The 16092-nt window shown below is 73.5% G+C and carries 11 protein-coding genes and 1 pseudogene; 2 read left to right on the forward strand and 10 right to left on the reverse strand.

The genetic code is table 11. The annotated features are described in order from the left end of the window. Positions 1-571 precede the first annotated feature (571 nt). The 3 genes from ACQEV8_RS39965 to ACQEV8_RS39975 form a co-directional block, all read right to left on the reverse strand. On the reverse strand, positions 572-1462 hold the full coding sequence (locus tag ACQEV8_RS39965; RefSeq protein ID WP_432971043.1) for an FCD domain-containing protein: 891 nt from the start codon (positions 1460-1462) through the stop codon (positions 572-574). Between the two features lie 79 nt (positions 1463-1541). Beyond that, positions 1542-2189, reverse strand: a complete 648-nt coding sequence (locus ACQEV8_RS39970) for a dihydrofolate reductase family protein (protein WP_432971046.1) — start codon at positions 2187-2189, stop codon at positions 1542-1544. Positions 2190-2260: 71 nt separating this feature from the next. Continuing rightward, entirely contained in the window at positions 2261-2452 is a 192-nt protein-coding gene (locus ACQEV8_RS39975) for an LmrA/YxaF family transcription factor (RefSeq protein WP_432971049.1), read from the reverse strand. Between the two features lie 82 nt (positions 2453-2534). Here ACQEV8_RS39975 and ACQEV8_RS39980 point away from each other — a divergent pair. Next, positions 2535-2959, forward strand: a pseudogene (locus ACQEV8_RS39980) (zinc-binding dehydrogenase); the annotation flags it as partial. A 9-nt stretch (positions 2960-2968) separates the two neighbouring features. On the opposite strand, the gene ACQEV8_RS39985 reads toward ACQEV8_RS39980, so the two are convergent. From ACQEV8_RS39985 to ACQEV8_RS40005, 5 genes are all read right to left on the reverse strand, one after another. Further along, entirely contained in the window at positions 2969-3283 is a 315-nt protein-coding gene (locus ACQEV8_RS39985) for an STAS domain-containing protein (protein WP_432971052.1), read from the reverse strand. Next, positions 3280-4602: a PP2C family protein-serine/threonine phosphatase gene (locus tag ACQEV8_RS39990; protein WP_432971055.1), complete on the reverse strand. Its 1323-nt coding sequence runs from the start codon at positions 4600-4602 to the stop codon at positions 3280-3282. The genes ACQEV8_RS39985 and ACQEV8_RS39990 overlap by 4 nt, the downstream gene beginning before the upstream one ends. 2 nt (positions 4603-4604) lie before the next feature. Further along, complete coding sequence (locus tag ACQEV8_RS39995; protein ID WP_432971058.1) at positions 4605-5405, reverse strand: alpha/beta fold hydrolase; 801 nt, start codon at positions 5403-5405, stop codon at positions 4605-4607. Positions 5406-5586: 181 nt separating this feature from the next. Next, positions 5587-6600 (reverse strand): LacI family DNA-binding transcriptional regulator, encoded by a 1014-nt coding sequence (locus ACQEV8_RS40000; RefSeq protein ID WP_432971061.1) that lies wholly within the window; start codon positions 6598-6600, stop codon positions 5587-5589. A gap of 319 nt (positions 6601-6919) precedes the next feature. Beyond that, the gene (locus tag ACQEV8_RS40005; RefSeq protein WP_432971064.1) at positions 6920-10723 is read right to left on the reverse strand and encodes an XRE family transcriptional regulator; all 3804 of its coding nucleotides are present in this window, start codon (positions 10721-10723) and stop codon (positions 6920-6922) included. A gap of 212 nt (positions 10724-10935) precedes the next feature. Here ACQEV8_RS40005 and ACQEV8_RS40010 point away from each other — a divergent pair, with 212 nt between their 5' ends. After that, a complete protein-coding gene (locus ACQEV8_RS40010; RefSeq protein WP_432971067.1) occupies positions 10936-12276 on the forward strand; it encodes an NB-ARC domain-containing protein in 1341 nt (446 codons plus the stop codon). A gap of 11 nt (positions 12277-12287) precedes the next feature. Here ACQEV8_RS40010 and ACQEV8_RS40015 read toward each other — a convergent pair whose 3' ends face one another. Continuing rightward, positions 12288-14156, reverse strand: a complete 1869-nt coding sequence (locus ACQEV8_RS40015; RefSeq protein ID WP_432971070.1) for an ABC transporter ATP-binding protein — start codon at positions 14154-14156, stop codon at positions 12288-12290. Then, complete coding sequence (locus tag ACQEV8_RS40020) at positions 14146-16035, reverse strand: prolyl oligopeptidase family serine peptidase (protein ID WP_432971073.1); 1890 nt, start codon at positions 16033-16035, stop codon at positions 14146-14148. The genes ACQEV8_RS40015 and ACQEV8_RS40020 overlap by 11 nt, the downstream gene beginning before the upstream one ends. Positions 16036-16092 lie beyond the last annotated feature (57 nt).

Below are 16092 nucleotides of genomic sequence, written 5' to 3' on the forward strand. Positions count from 1 at the left end.
TGGTGGTGCGCGGGGGAGCGCCAAGGGGTGCGGCGGGCGGACCGGGACCCGGTCCGACCGGAATACCGGTTGATCAGTGCCGGACTGGAGTGGGGTGCCGCCCGCAGGGAAGCCCACAGGAGAGAGCGATGCGATGACCGCCGAACTGTCCCGGATGTCGACCGGAACCGACGGTTGCAGCCGGCCGGGATCCCCGCCCAGCTCGGCGACGCTGTCGCGCATCGCGGCGAAGTCGGCCAGGGCCGGCAGACACGTGGTGTCCTGCAGCATGATCCGGTTCGGATGCACCGGAACCTCGCAGGCGCCCTTCCCGGACCGTGCTCGGGCAACCACATCCGCGAGGGCCTCCGGAGCGCACCGGGCGATGTTCTCCAGCAGGATCCGCACCGCGTACGGCAATGTCCGCAGCTCCGCCGGCGGCAGCACCCGGTCCAGCGGCCGGTAGCGGTACCCCCAATATTGTCTCAAGCCGCGCATTGACACAACTTGCTTGATGACGCCGCCCGAAAGAGGCGCGGGGAACCGCGCGACCAGCCACATCGGAGCCGCGGACGACAGACGGCGGACCGAGCTAGGCCTCGTCGACGACCCCCGTCTTCACCGACCGCACCTTGTTCAGATGCCGGTGCAGAAAGGCCGACGCCTCCTCCAGATCCCCGCCCTCCACCAGGTCCAGGAGCCGCAGATGCTCCCGGGCCTGGCCGGTCAGCCGGGACCGGTCGACCTGGTGCCGGTACTCGATCGGCCGCCGCAACCGGTTCTGGCGCCGCACGGCATCCAGCAGGAACGCGTTCCCGGAGCAGCCCACGAGCATCTCGTGGAACGACGCGTTGACCTGGAACAGCTCGGCCCGCGGCAGCAGCAGGATGTCACTGCGCAGCAGCGCCTCCTGCTGCTGCCGGTGCCGTGCGAAGGCCTCCGCGTCCACGGTGAATCCGGGTTCCAGCAGCGCGGCCGGCTCGACGACCATCCGGAACCGGTAGCTCTGGTCGTGAGCCTCGGCGGTCGCCATGACGTGCCGGAACTCCCAGCCCCGGCCGCCCGCCTTGCGCCGCACCAGGTCCTCGGCCTCCATACGGGACAGCACACGGTCGGCCTGGCGCGGGGTCAGCCGGTAGCGGCGGCTGATGTCGGCCGAGGTGAAGGAGCCGGTGAAGCGCCCGCCGACGTAGTCGTCGGCGATCTCGAAGTACGCCGTCTGCTCCGCGTCCTCGCCGTCGGCGAGGTCGGGCCGGGTCAGGGCGCTCGCGTCCCGCCTGAGGAAGAAGCCGTGGTGGGGGACCCGGTCGAGGATGCCGACCTCGGCGAGGAAGAGCATCGCCTTGCGCACCGGCGTGCGCGAGACCTCCAGCGCGTCCGCCGCCCACTGCTCGGTGACGTGCGCGCCTTCGGTCAGTCCGCTGCGGCGGAACAGGTCCACCAGCCGGGTGGACGTGGCGGTGGTCAGGTTCGGCCGTGACATCAGCCCCTGCGCTTCGTGCGTGGTCGGACGGAACGCCTCATCCTATGAACCCGGCCGCGGCGGGCCGCCCACGGGAAGCTCAGAGGCCCGTACGGGTGAACGTCACATGCGTGACACCGCCGGGCGAGGAGGTGGCCTCGACCTCGTAGTCCTTCTCGACGTCCTCCAGCCCGTCCCAGAGGCGTACGCCGCGGCCGAGCAGGATCGGGACCACCGTGACGTGCATGTGGTCGATGAGCCCCGCTGCCAGGAAGTCGCGGATCACGGTGGGTCCCCCGCCGATGCGTACGTCCTGGCCGTCCGCGGCCTCGCGGGCCGTCTCGAGCGCCTTCGCGGGCGAAACGTCGAGGAAGTGGAATGTCGTGCCGCCCTCCATCTCGATCGACGGGCGTGGATGGTGGGTGAGGATGAAGGTCGGCGTGTGGAACGGCGGGTTGGGCCCCCACCACCCCTTCCACTCCGGGTCGTTGTGCCATCCGGGGTAACCGAACTTCCCCGCGCCCATGATCTCGGCGCCGACCCCGGGCGTGTGCTGCCGTGCGAAGGCATCGTCGAGGCCGCCGGTCCCGCCGGACCGGCCAGCCATCTCGTGCCAGAACCGCGTGGCGAACATCCACTCGTGCAGCCTTTCGCCGGCATGGCCGAACGGCGCGTCACGGCTCAGTCCCTCACCGGTGCCGAAGCCGTCGAGCGAGAGGGAGAAGTTGTGCACGCGAGCGAGTGACATGGCCGGCGGATCCCCTTCCTTCTGGAAACGTCCTGTGCCCAATGTTCCAGGTCTCGGCGACCGCCGCAGAGCTAGTCCTTGACCACCGCGCGGACGGGCGCCTGCAATTGCTCGGCGGTGTGATGCAGTGGCTGTGTGCTGCGCTTGGCGCGGCACATGGCCACCGTGCCCTCGACCGCCGCGACGATCAGCGTCGCGGCTGTGCCGCCCGCTCGGGCTCGGCGCCGTGCTCGCGCAGCGAGGCCGCCAGCAGGCCCTCCCACTCCTCGAACACCTCGGCGGCTGATGGAGACGGCGAGGACCGGGCAGCCCGCCCGGAAGCCGTTGTCCACGACGATCCGGCACCACCTCAAGGCCCGTCCCGGAGCCCGGGTCCTCGTCGTCGCCCGCGGCAGCATCGGCCTCTGTGTGTGCGACATCGCCCGCGCGCTCGGCGCCTCCGAGGTGTTCTACGTCGATCCCGACGCCGAGCACCGCGAGATGGCGCGAAAGTTCGGGGCCGCCACCGCCGAGAAGCCGGAGCCGATCCCGCAGAGCCTCGACATCGCCGTGGAGGCCGCCGGCCGTGTCGAGCAGCTCGCCCTCGTCTCAAGTGCCTGACGCCGGAAGGGATCTGCGAAAGCGCGGGCAACCACTTCCGCCCCGGCGAACTGCACCTGCTCGACATGTACCTCACCGGCGTCACCCTGCGCGTCGCCCGCGACTGCGTACGCGCGCACCTCCCCGACGCCCTCGCACTCGCCGCGTCCGGCAGGGTCGCCCCGAGAAGGGGTGGTCTCTCAAGGGCGCAGGGTGAAGACCTGGTCGAGACCCACGAGCGTGAGGACACGCAGCAGGTTCGCCGGTACGCCGGCCAGGACGATGCCGGCCTCGGCGGCCAGGGCGTGCTGGCGGGCGGCGAGCAGGGCGGTGATGCCGGAAGAGTCGCAGAACTCGAGGCCGGAGAGGTCGAGGACCAGGCACTGTCCCGGTGTCAGGGGGAGCTGGTCGACCTGGCGGCGCAGTTCGGGGGCCTGGTCGTAGTCCAACTCGCCGGCCACGTGGAGGACGGGTCCGGTCGCGGCGTCGCGGTGGCTCATGGTCAGCGTCTTCATGAGGGGAGGCCCGTTGCGGGGCGTATGAGGCAGGAGTCGGCGGGGACGCCGAGGGCGAGCAGGGCGGTGTCGTCGTTCAACCCGTCGCCGAAGCCGGCCAGCAGCCCGGTGAGTGCGGTGATCACCTCATCCGGAGCGGCGGGAGCGAGGCCGGCGCAGAAGGCGCGCAGGGCGTCCTCGCCGTACAGGTCGTCGCGGCCGGGACCGGTGCGGGCCTCCGTGAGCCCGTCGGTGTACAGCACGAGCGTGTCGCCGGCGCTCAGGACGGTCCGCGCGGTGCCGATCGGTGCCTGGGGCAGGACGCCGACGAGCAGGCCGCCGGGCGTGGGCAGGAACTCGGCGCCGCCGTCGGACCGCAGGACGAGCGCCGGCGGGTGACCGCCGGAGGCGAGGCGCACGACCGTCGGACCGTGGTCCCCGCCGGGCTCGACGATCCCGAAGACGCAGGTGCAGTAGCGGGGGTCGCCGTCGGCCGTGTACCGCTCGTGCAGTACGGCGTTCAGCGTGGCCAGGGCCGCGGCCGGATCCGGGTCGTGGTGGGCGGCGGCCCGCAGGGTGTAGCGGGTCAGCGAGGTGAGGGAGGCGGCCTCGGGGCCCTTGCCGCACACGTCGCCGAGGAAGAACGCCCACCGGTCTCCGGCGACGGGGAACAGGTCGTAGAAGTCGCCGCCGAGCTGGTCAGGGGCGGCCGTGTGGTAGTGCACGGCCGTCTCGAGACCCGGCACGGCGGGCAGCGAGTCCGGCACGAGGGAACGTTGCAGAACGGCGAGTGCGTCGGCGAGCCGGGCCCGGTCGGCCTCGGCCTGCCGCCGGGCCTCGACCGCCTCGGCGTGGGCCCGCTCGGCCTCCTTGCGGCGGTGCAGGAGCTCCGTTTCGTAGGCGCGGCGGTCGGAGGCGTCGAAGACGGTGACGCGGATCAGCAGGGGCTCGCCCTCGGTGCCGTACTTGACCACGGCGGAGACCAGCACCGGCAGCCGGCCACCGCCCTCGCGCCTCAGGTCCAGCGCGATGCCGCGCAGCTCGCCCTGCATGCGCAGCAGCGGCGCGAAGTGCGTCTCGTGGTACAGCTTCCCGCCGACGGTGAGCAGATCCGTGAAGCGCTTGCGGCCCACCACGGCCTCGCGTTCCAGTCCGAGCCAGTCCAGCAGTGTCGCGTTGATCTTGGCGATGGTGCCGTCCATCAGCGTGGACAGATAGCCGCACGGTGCCGACTCGTAGAGGTCCTCCGCACTGTCCTCCAGCAGCGCGGTGAACGCCGCGTCCGTGCCTGCCGGGCCCCCGGTCCCGGCAGGCTCCGGCACGCCGTTCGCGCGACACATCACTACACGGACTCCAGGAAGTCGAGGATCGCCCCGGCGGTGGCCTCCGGCGCGCTGAGCTGCGGGCAGTGCCCGGTGGCATCGAGGGTGACCAGACGGGAGGAGGGGATCGCCGTGTGCACATAGGCGCCGACCTCACGGGGTGCGATGGCGTCCTGCTCGCACTCCAGTACGAGGGTCGGTAGGGTCACGCCCTTGAGGTCCTCGCGGCTGTCGGTCAGGAAGGTCGTCCGCGCGAAGACACGCGCGATGTCGGGGTCGGTGGCGCAGAAGCTGTTGGTCAGCTCCTGACCCAGCTCCGGACGCTCCGGATTGCCCATGATCACCGGGGCCATCGCGGACGACCAGCCCAGGTAGTTCGCCTCCAGGGAGTCCAGCAGCTCGTCGATGTCCTCAGTGCTGAAGCCGCCGCGGTATCCCTCGTCGTCGATGTAGCGGGGCGAGGGTGTCACCATCACGAGCGCCCCGATCCGCTCGGGCGCGGCCTGCGCGGCCAGCACCCCGACCATGGCGCTGACCGAGTGCCCCACGAACACCGCCTGCCGAAGGTCCAGTTCCTCGCAGACGTCGACGGCATCGGACGCGTAGCCGTGCAGCGAGGAGTACCGCTCCTCGTTCCAGGCCGACAGATCCGACCTGCCGGAACCCACGTAGTCGAAGAGCACCACCCGGAACCGCTCCGCCAGAGCCGGCACCACCAGGCGCCACATGTTCTGGTCGCAGCCGAAACCGTGTGCCAGCACCAGCACCGGCGCGTCGTCGCGGCCGATGACATTCACGTTGTTCCTGCGGCGGACGTCCATGCCGCCATGCTGCCACCCTGACCGGCACGCTTCGACGGCGGGCTGGTCAGCGGCATGATCGTCCTGGCCGGGCGGGGACGGCGTCGTGTCCCGTGCCCGGCTCGGCATCGCTCACCCGAATGGGTGAAGGGCCTGCTGTGCGCGCCCAGGCCGGGCGGGGAGGGCCGCCCTCCCGTACACCTCAGCCCCCCGAGCTCTCCCGCACGATGAGCCGGTGCCCGGCCACATGGTCGCCCTGCGGCGCGGTGTCCGGGGCGTCGATCCGGGCCAGTAGCTGGGCGACGGCGGCCCGGGCGATCTCCTGCTTGTCGGGGGCGACGGTCGTGAGGGTGGGGACGCTGTAACGGGAGGCCTCGATGTCGTCGAAACCGACCACGTCGAGATCGCCCGGCACCCGACGTCCCAGCTCGTGCAGGGCCCGCAGCGCGCCCAGGGCGAGATGGTCGTTCAGGCACAGCAGCGCGTCCGGGCGGGGGTCGCGCTCCATCAGCGCGGCGGCGGCCCGCGCACCGTCCTGCCAGTGATAGGCGTCCACCCGCACCACCAGGCCGGTCTCGAAGGGCAGGCCCGCCGCCACGAGTGCCTCGCGGTAGCCGTCGGTGCGCAGCCGGTCGGTTCCCTGGCGGCCGTGCAGGGCGCCGCCGACCACCGCGATGCGCCGGCGGCCCCGGGACAGGAGGTGCTCGGTGGCCTCGCGCGCCGCGCGCACGTTGTCGATGCCGACATGGCCGGTGCCGCCCTCGGCGGAGCGCTCGCCGAGCAGGACCACCGGCAGGCGCCGGTCGCGGACGGCCAGATCGTGAGGCTGCAGCGAGAGCGGACTGAGAATGACGCCGTCGGAGAACTGCGCGTCGAAACCGTGCAGCGCCGCCAGCTCCCGCTCGCGCACCGCCCCGGTCTGGTGCAGCAGGACGGTGTGCCCGCGCCGGTCGGCCTCGGCCATGACGTGCTTGGCCAGCTCGGCGAAGTAGGCGACGTCCAGCTCCGGGACCGCCAGGGTGATCATGCCCGTGCGGCCCTGGCGCAGTTGCCGCCCGGCGATGTTGACGCGGTAGCCCAGGGCTTCGATGGCCTCCTGGACGGCGGCGCGGGTCCGCTCCGAGACATGCTCGAAATTGTTGATCACATTGGAGACGGTCTTGGGGGAGACGCCGGCGTACTCCGCCACGTCCTTGATCCTGGGTCTGGCCGCCACGCTGTCCCGTCCTTCCGACTGACGAGATCGTACCGACTGTGCCCGATTCACCGGCCTGACCGGCGTACTGCTCGTAGGGAGCGCCGCTTGTGCGCTTACGGTCCCGGAGTTCACTGCTCGCCGTCCTCCCGGCCCTGCTGCTCGGGCTCACCGCCGTCCCGCCGGCGGCCGGCGGCGACGCCCAGCCGAAGGCCGCCGCCGCGGGCACCTTCCGCCACCCCCTCGATCCCGGCCCCCACCCGCACGTCGCACAACGTTCAGTCCCGGGGCGCGTTCGTGAGCGTGGACCGGGCGGAGGGGTACGCGAACTGACCTCGCTTCAGCAGGGCGGCCGGTACGTGTGCTGCGGAAAGTACTGCCGCCACTCCGCGCGGGTCAGGGCGGGCGAGGCCGTGGCGCAGATGCGGGCGGTGACGCGCCGGACGTCCGGATCCCACAGCAGGGCCGTCCAGTCCTCGCCGCCGGTGGCGAGGAGCCGGCCGTCCGGACTGAAGGCGAGCGTGTCCACGGCGTTGGTGTGGCCGGCCAGCACGGCCAGTTCCGGAGCGCCCCGGCCGGTCACGTCGTACAGCCGCGCGGAGTGGTCTGAGCTCGCCGCGGCGAGCATCCGGCCGTCCGGGGCGAAGGCGACGGACATGACGCCGTCCGTGTAGCCCGTGAACCGGGCCCGCCGCTCGGGCCGGTCCGGATCGGAGACGTTCCACAACTGGATGGTGCGGTCCTCGCTGCCGGTGGCCAGCGTGCTGCCGTCGGGGCTGAACGCGACGCTCTTCACCGCGTTCGTGTGCCCCCTGAGCACCGCGCGCTGGGCGGGACGGCGCAGGTTCGTCACGTTCCACAGCACGGCGGTGTGGTCACGGCTCGCCACGGCCAGGGTGCGGCCGTCGGGGGCGAACGCCACCGAGTCCACCCCGCCCGGGCCCGGAAGCACGGCCAGGGGGCGGGGACTTCGTACGTCGGAGGTGTCCCACAGGCGGACGGAGCCCGCCTCTCCACCGGTGGCAAGGGTGCGGCCGTCCGGGCTGAACGCCACCGAGTTGACGTGGCCGACCCGGGCGGGGACGGCGCTCAGCCGGTGGGGGCGCCCTACGGCTTCGGGGTCCCACAGGCGCAGCGTGCCGTCGGCGCTGCCGCTGGCCAGGGTGTGGCCGTCGGGGCTGAACGCCACCGAGTTGACGGGGCCCGTATGACCGGTGAGCCGGGCCGGCCGGGCGTGGCGGTCTGCGTCCCGCACAGACCACAGGCGCACGGTGCGGTCGTAGCTGCCGGAGGCCAGGAGCCGCCCGTCAGGGCTGAAGGCGACGGAGTAGACGGAGCTGGTGTGGCCGGTCAGGGCCGGGCCCGGCAGGTCCCACAGACGGGCGGTCCGGTCCTCGCTGCCGGTGGCCAGGGTGCGGCCGTCGGGGCCGAAGGCCAGCGACCCGATCTTGCCGGTGTGGCCGGTGAGGACCGCCAGATCCCGAGCGGGACCGGAACCGGTCACCTCCCACCGGCGTACCGTCGCGTCGGTGCTGCCGCTGGCCAGGGTCCGGCCGTCGGGACTGAAGCCCACCGCGTTGACCGCGTCGGTGTGGCCCTTGAACACCCGCACCACGCGGGCGTCGCGCGGCTCGCGCACGTCCCACAGCCGCACCGCGAAGTCGGTGCTCCCGGTCGCCAGCCGGCGGCCGTCCGGGGCGAACGCCAGGGCGTGCACCTCGCCGCCGGGCTCCTTGACGGACGCCCGTACGCGCATCCCGCCGTCCGGTCCGGCCGTCTCCCACAGCCGCAGCCTGTGGTCGGCATGGGCCGTGGCCAGTGTTCGGCCGTCCGCCGTGAACGCGGCCCCGGTCACGCCGGAGGGCACGCGCCGCTCGGCGAGGGTGCGCGGCTTCCCGGACTGCGGCACCCGCCACAGCCGAATGCCGCCATGGGTGGCCACCGCCAGACCGGCGGGCCCGAACGCCAGGGAGACGACCTGACCCTTCCCGCCCGGCAGCCGCGCCAGGAGCCGGGGTCGGCGCGCGTCGGCGAGGTCCCACACCAGCACCCTGCCGTCCGCACCTCCCGCGGCCAGCCGACGGGCGTCGGCGCTGACGGCGACCGCACGAACCGGGCTCCCGGACCGCAGCGGCACACCGAGCGGACGCGGGTGATGCGGATCCGAGGCCCGCCACAACCGCAGGGCCCGGTCGGTGCCGCCGGTGACCAGGACCCTGCCGTCGGCACTGAACGCCAGCGCGTCGACCATGCCCGCCTGCCCGGTCAGCGTCGTCGCGTACGGAGTGGCGAAGGTGCTGAGGACACTGCCGCGCGCCTCCGGGGTGGGGGACAGACGGTAGGCGGCCAGACCGATCTGCGCGGCCAGTGCCGGGTTGAGTGTCCGCAGGGCCGCGGTCTTCTCGGCGGCCCGCTGCGAACTCACCGCGTCGCGCTGCGTGTCCGCGATGCGCTGTGCCCGCACGGCGAGGAACGCGGTGACGCTCGCGACCACGAGCAGCACGCTCAGCAGCGTCACCGCCCCACGACGGAGCAAGGTGCGATGCCGCGCGGCCGCCTCCTCGGCCGCACGGGCGGCCAGGCTCGCGTCCAGGAACCGATGCTCCTGCCCGGACAGCGACGCGAGGTCGAGCGCCGTGGCCATGTCGAGGCGGGCACCGCGGTACAGGGCGCCGGGATCCCGGCCCAGGGACTCCCAGGTCTGGGCCGCGTCGGTCAGCCGGCGCAGCGTGCGGGTGACCTCGCGGTCCTCGCCCAGCCAGCCGTGCAGCCGGGGCCAGCACCGGATCAGCGCCTCATGGGCCAGTTCCGCCTGGTCGTGGTCGAGGGTCAGCAGCCGTGCCGTGGCCGCACGGTCCAGCACGTCACCGACGCGGCCGGCGTCGGCCCCGGCCAGACCGTCCAGCTCCGCCCGGCGGGCCGGCCGCCGGGTGTCCTCGGTGCCCTCGCCCAGCGCCGTCAGCCGGACGAACACGCTCCGGGCCAGCTCCCGCTGCCCGGCGTCCAGTTGCTGATAGAACTCCTCCGCGGTGCGGGCCAGCGCGCCCTCCAGGCCGCCCGCCGCCTCGAACGCCTCCAGCGTCAGCGCGTTGCCCCGCCGTCGCCGCCAGGTCTGCAGCAGGGCGTGCGACAGCAGCGGCAGCACCCCGGTCTGACCGTGCGCCTGGGCCGTCAGGGTCGCGAGGAGCGCGCCCTCGATCGTCAGCCCGGACCGCCGGGCCGGCTGCACCACCGCCCGGCGCAGTTCGTCCAGGCTCATCGGCCCGACCGGCACCTGCGCGTCCCGCATCGCCGCCACCAGCAGCGCGTTGCGGGTGCAGTGCGCGTAGAAGTCGGCCCGCACACCCAGCACCACCCGGCACCGTGCCGTCTCGGCCGAGGCGGCGGCGATCAGCGACTCGACGAAGCGGTCCCGCTCGGCGGCGTCCCGGCACAGCGTGAAGGTCTCCTCGAACTGGTCGACGACCAGCACCACATCGCCGTCGCCCGTCGCGGAACGGGCGGAGATCTGCCGCACCACACGGCCGAGGTTCTCCGGGTCCTCCCGCAACTCCCCGTACAGCCCGCCGGGCGCCACCCCCGCCGGCCCGCCGAGCCGTACGGCGCACTCCTCCAGGGGACGCGGCCCCGGCGTCAGCACCACCACCGACGTCGCGGCGGACCGCAGCCGCGGCACCAGCCCCGCCCGCAGCAGCGAGGACTTGCCCGAGCCCGACGCCCCGGTCACCACCAGGAAACGCTGCCGCTCCAGCCGCCCGGCCAGATCGTCCACCAGCTGTTCCCGGCCGAAGAACCACGCCGCGTCCTGCTCCCGGAACGGCCGCAGCCCCGCGTACGGCGGAGCCACGCCGGACTGCTCCGGCCCGGCCTCCTTCTCGCCGAGCCGCTCCGCCACCTCCCGCCAGTGGCGCTCCCACTCCCGCGCGTCCCCGTCACAGGCGCGCACATACGCCAGCGTCACCGCCAGCGTCGGCAGCCGCTGACCGGACGCCGCGGAGGACAGGGTCGAGATCGAGTAGTGTGCCTGTTCCGCCAGTGTCCGGTACGGCGGGTTGCCGGCCTTCTGCCGCAGCCGGCGCAGGCCCGCCGCGAACTCCAGTAACGGACCGTCTCCCGCCTCCAGCGGGCGTTCTCCACGCGGCATGGCCGCACCTCCCCGTAGCCCCCCGGCTTCCCCCAGGTCACCACCAGTGCGGTGACGTCACATTCTTCAGGAGCCGACTGCCCGGCACCAGTGCTCCGCGCGCCACCGTGATTGTTCGGCGTCCGTTTGTTCGTCGCACGGTCTCCGATGCCGAACAACGCCGAGCGGCTAGACCTGGAGTCGTACCGGCAGTGACCAACGGGGAGAAACACGTGTCGCACGCCAATGCCGTACCGAGCCCGGAGACCGCCCGCACGCCCGAGGAGTTCGTACGACTCCTCCGGCGGCTGCGGGCCTGGTCCGAACTGACCTACAGGGAACTGGAGATCCGCGCCCAGCGGCACGGACTGCATCTCGCGCGGAGCACCACCGCCGCCGTCCTCGGCCGCGGCGCGCTGCCCCGCGCCGGGTTCGTCCACGCGTACGTGGCGGCCTGCGGCCTGACACCCGAGCCCTGGCTCGGCGCCCGGAAGCGCATCGCCGCGGCCTCCGAGACCCAGGGCGCCGAGGTGCCGGCCGTGCCTGTGGTCCCGGCGCAGCTGCCCTGCGACCTCGCCGACTTCACCGGACGTGAGGCGCACCTGACGGCGATCGAGCAGGGGCTGACCGGAGGGAACGGAACAGCACACGGTGTCGTGCCCGTGGTGGCGGTCTCCGGCAGGGCCGGGGCAGGCAAGACCTCCCTCGCGGTGCATGCCGCGCACGCGCTCACCGAACGGTTCACCGACGGAGCGTTGTTCGTCGACCTACGGGGAGCGAGCAGCGCGCCGGCCGGGCCCCGGGAGGTCCTCGTCCGCTTCCTGCGCGCCCTCGGCCTGCCCGGCCCGGCCGCCGTACCGGACTCGGTGGAGGAGCTCGCGACCCTCTACCGCACCCTGTCGGCCCACCGCGACATCCTGGTCGTGCTGGACAACGCCGCCTCGGAGCGTCAGATACGGCCCCTGCTGCCCGGCGTGGGCGGCCCAGCCGTGCTGGTCACCAGCAGGCACCGGCTGACCTCGATGGGGCCGTCGCGGTCCGTGGAGCTGGGCCCGCTCTCACCGGACCAGGGTGTGGAGTTGCTCGCGCGGATCGTGGGAGCGGACCGCGTCGCCGCGGAACCCGAGGCGGCGGCCGGCATCGTCCGGCTGTGCGGACGGTGCCCACTGGCCCTGCGGGTGGCGGGCGCCCGGCTGGCCAGCCGGCGGCAGTGGCCGCTGGACCGGCTGGCGGACCTGCTCCGGGACGAACGGTGCCGCCTCGACGAACTGGCCATCGGCGACCTCGCCGTACGCGAACGCCTGGAGCAGGAGTACGCCGCCCTCCCGGGGGAGGCCCGGCGCACTCTCCGGTTACTGGGGCTGCTGGAGGCACCGCACTTCCCGGCCGGGGCCGCCGCCGCGCTGCTGGACTGTCCCGTCGGCCTGGCCGAGACCCGGCTCGAAGCACTCGTCGACGCCAGCCTGCTCACCGCCGTGCCCGGAGAAGACACCGCCGTACCGGCGACGTACCGGATGCCCGATCTCGTACGGCTGTACGCGCGCGAACGGGCCGACGAGGAAGCCAGGGCGTAGTGCCGTGCCGTTCACCGGTGGCTCAGCGGCCGGTGATCGTCGTGGTAGGGCAGGGCCTGGAGCCTGAAGAGCCGTGCGTAGGTCCCGTTCTCGGCCATGAGTTCCTCGTGACTGCCCTCCTCTACCACGCTTCCGTCGGCCATGACGTAGATCCGGTCGGCGCCGCGTACGGCCGAGAAGCGGTGTGAGATCAGCAGGACCGTGCGGTCCGCGCACAGGGCCCGCAGGCGGTCGCCCAGGTCCGCCTCGGCCTGCGGGTCGAGGGAGGCGGTCGGCTCGTCGAGGATGAGGAACGGCGAGTCCCGGTAGAAGGCGCGGGCCAGCGCCAGGCGTTGCCACTGGCCGAGCGACAGGTCGCAGCCGTCGCTGAACTCCTTGCCCAGGACGGTGTCGTAGCCGCGTGGCAGCCGCTCCAGGAACCTGTGGGCGCCCGCCCGCTCGGCCGCCGCGACGACCGCGGCGGCGTCGGGCGGCGCGTCGGTGCGGCCGAAGGCGATGGAGTCGGCGGCCGTGAACTTGTAGCGCAGGAAGTCCTGGAACACCGGGGCGCAGGTCTCCCGCAGCCGGGCCGGATCGGGCACCGGTGTGCCGTCGAGCACCAGGCGCCCGCGGTCCGGCGGGTACAGACCCGCGAGGATCTTGGCCAGGGTCGTCTTGCCCGATCCGTTCTCGCCGACCAGGGCGATGAACTCGCCCCTGCGCACGGTGAGACCGACCCCGCGCAGGGCCGGGCGTGGTGCGCCGGGGTAGGTGAAGTCGACCGATTCGGCGGTCAGCCCGGTGAATCCGTCGCCGGCCGGCCCGCCGGGCACGGGCGGGGAAGCCCGCCGGGGAACCACCGGGGCCGCCGCATCGCCATCGGTTTCGGCCGCGAACGTCCGAAGATCCATGAGGTAGTAGAGCGCTTCGCCGATTCCGTTGAGCGTGGCGCCGAGCGCCTGCACCCGGCTGGTCATCAGGAACAGGCCGGTGACGGCGGCGACCGCGGTGGGCAGGCTGACCACGTCGGAGCCGATCAGCCACCACACGGCGCCGATGACCACGAGGATCAGCGCGTCCGCGCCGAGCCGGGCCAGGACCCGGGTGCGCAGACTGCCGCGCTGCCAGGACACGGTCTCGTCGATCTCGCGCCGGTACTCCGCGTCCCACCGGTCGCGCAGGACCGGCCCGAGGTCCAGCGCGCGCACCTCCTTGGCGCCCTCCCGGCCGGTGAGCAGTTGCTCCACGTACTGGCGCATCCGGCGGTCCTCGGCGAGGCTGCGGTGCAGTCCGTACCCGGCGTTGCGTTCGGCGCGGGCGGCCCGGACCACCGGCAGCGCGCTGAGCAGCGCGAAGGGCAGCAGCCACCAGGCCAGCAGCGCGAAGGCGGCGCCGACCGCGACGACGGTGAGCACCGCCTGCGAGGCCGCGACCAGCATCGTGACCACCATCGTCGGCTGCGACCGGGAGGCGAACACGGCCCGCTGCAACGCGTCGTGGAACACGGGCTCCTCGAAACGCGCCAGTTCCGCCCTGGTCGCCGACGCGAGCACGGTGCTGATGACGTGACGGTCGGCCTTGGCCGCCAGGACCCGGTTACGGGAGGAACTGAACAGGCGAAGCACCCCGCCCAGCGAACTGATCGCGACGATGAGGACGACGGAGACGATCGCCTGCCGTCCGCCGCCCGCACCCGGGCCGGTGCCGGCCGCGATCACCGATCCGGAGACGTTCCTGACCAGCAGGATGAGTGCCATGATGCCCAGCGCCGAGGCGAGTTGGGCGGCGACCACCTCGATGAGGCGGCGCCGGTCGGCCCGCCAGACCAGCCGTACCGCGAACGCCAGGCATGCGGCCTGCTCCCGGGCGCCGACCTTCGCCGGGCCTGCTTCAGCGGGCATCGGCCGCCACCCCCGCCGCCTTGCGCGCGCACAGATCCAGCCACCGCCGGTGCTCCTTCGCGAGGGTCCGGTGGGTCTCGGCGTACTGGAAGTTGTGGCCCTCGCCGGGCAGCAGCACCAGGCGGGCGTGACCGCCGGTGGCCACGACGCCCCGGTAGAGACCGACGGCCTGCTCGGGGGGCGTCGAGGGGTTGGCGTCCCGGGTGCCGTGCGCGATGAGCACGGGCCCCGCAAGCCGATGTGCGAACAGCAGGGCGCTGAAGGCGTGGTAGATCTCGGGGGCCTGCCAGTAGGAGCGTCGTTCGTACTGGAAAGCGCCGGGGGTGAGGGTGCGGTTGTAGCAGCCGCTGTGCACGATGGCGCCGTCCAGCCCGTGGACATGGGCGAGCGCGTAGAGCGCGAGGCTCGCTCCGAAACTGTGCCCGCCGACGACCACACCCCGCTCGAGGATGCCTGGCCGGTGCCGTGCGAGCGCGTCCAGGGCGTCCCGCACGGCTCCGGTGATCTGGGCGTGCAGGAAATCGGCGGTGGCATCGGCCGGCCATCGGGGCACCAGGTCCAGGTGGGCGACGGGGCCGCCGCCCGGGCCGGGCGCCGTCTCGCCGCCGACGCCGGGTTCCTGCGCGCGGAGCCAGAGGAGGAGGGGGCCCGGGGCTTCTCCGTCGTCGGCCAGGGTCAGGGCCACAGGAGGGCGGCCCTGGCCCTGGAGCAGTTCGGTGACGGGCGGTCGCACGGCAGGACCGTTGCGGGCGGCCGCGTCGGAGCGCGACGGTGCGGCCCCGGGCGGGGCACTCCAGGTGACCGTGAGCTCGGGACCCTCGGGGTCCAGGGACGCGATCCCCGGCCTGCCGTCGCCGTCACGGCAGTCCAGCAGGAACCCCGTCTCGCCGGGACGGGGACGGGGACGGCCGAGCCGCAGTCCGGTGGGCGCCGGCAGCGGAACCGTACGCTCGGGCGAGGCGAGGTACGGGGAGTCGTGCGCGCCCAGCACCCAGGGGGCTCCGCCGTACCACAGCGGCCACCACTCATCCGTTCCGGGGACGCTCACGGGGTCCACGGAACGGCCGTCGGCCGCGCGGCACATGACGATCCGCCGGCTGCCCTCGCTGTCGTCGCCGTCGTCGGGCCACGCCAGCATGTCGGGGGCGCCGGTGGTCCAGCGGGATCCGGGCGGAACCGGGCGGGCGCGCTGCCCCGAGGTGCCGGTCATCGTGGTGGCCCAGCGGAGTCGCTGGGAGTGAGAGGTCGTCTCGTCGAGATGCGTGACCAGGAGCAGGCCGCCTCCCGGTGCGGGGTCGAGGCCCCGGACCAGCAGGGGGCCGGTGAGCGGCCGGAGCGCTCCGTCACCCTCGGTCAGCAGGGCCACCCGGACGGCGGCCAGCGCCGACAACTCCGGTACACCCTGGGGGAAGGCGAGCCAGCCAGGGCCGTTCGCCTCGCAGGTCACGGCCGCCGGACTCGGCTCCGCACCGCTGTCCGCCGGGGCGGGCGCGAGCACGACGAGCCCGGAACCGCACCACGCGAGCGGCGGCTGTCCGCTGCCTCCGAGACCGGTGAGCGACGTGGCCGCCCGGATCCGCTCGTGCGCCACGACGGTGCGCGCACGGTAGTCGGCGACCCAGGGATGGGCGTGACCGTCGCGCAGGGCCAGCCCGGCGACCAGAGGCAGGCGCGGGTGCCAGGCCAGTGCGCCCGGCACGATGTCCTCGAGGGGCACGCGCCAGAGCCGTTCGCCGTCCTGGCCACCGATCTCGACCCGGAGCGGCCGGGCCCGGCCGGTGTCCAGCCCCGCGATCCCCGGATCGACCCGCAACTCGCCCCAGACGGCCAGGTCCGGGTGCGCTTCCCGGAGACTCGGGTGCGTCGGTGTGGTGATCACCGCCCGGGCGGACAGGCCGGGGCAGAAGTCGACCCGCTGCCAGGTGTCGCTACGGGC

The organism is Streptomyces sp. CA-179760 (assembly GCF_050937045.1).
Taxonomy (GTDB): domain Bacteria; phylum Actinomycetota; class Actinomycetes; order Streptomycetales; family Streptomycetaceae; genus Streptomyces.

Bases quoted from the DNA above. Each gene is read 5' to 3' on its own strand.
- ACQEV8_RS39965 (WP_432971043.1), bottom strand. From the start codon at position 1,462: ATGTCACGGCCGAACCTGACCACCGCCACGTCCACCCGGCTGGTGGAC.
- ACQEV8_RS39970 (WP_432971046.1), bottom strand. From the start codon at position 2,189: ATGTCACTCGCTCGCGTGCACAACTTCTCCCTCTCGCTCGACGGCTTC.
- ACQEV8_RS39985 (WP_432971052.1), bottom strand. From the start codon at position 3,283: ATGAAGACGCTGACCATGAGCCACCGCGACGCCGCGACCGGACCCGTC.
- ACQEV8_RS39990 (WP_432971055.1), bottom strand. From the start codon at position 4,602: ATGTGTCGCGCGAACGGCGTGCCGGAGCCTGCCGGGACCGGGGGCCCG.
- ACQEV8_RS39995 (WP_432971058.1), bottom strand. From the start codon at position 5,405: ATGGACGTCCGCCGCAGGAACAACGTGAATGTCATCGGCCGCGACGAC.
- ACQEV8_RS40005 (WP_432971064.1), bottom strand. From the start codon at position 10,723: ATGCCGCGTGGAGAACGCCCGCTGGAGGCGGGAGACGGTCCGTTACTG.
- ACQEV8_RS40015 (WP_432971070.1), bottom strand. From the start codon at position 14,156: ATGCCCGCTGAAGCAGGCCCGGCGAAGGTCGGCGCCCGGGAGCAGGCC.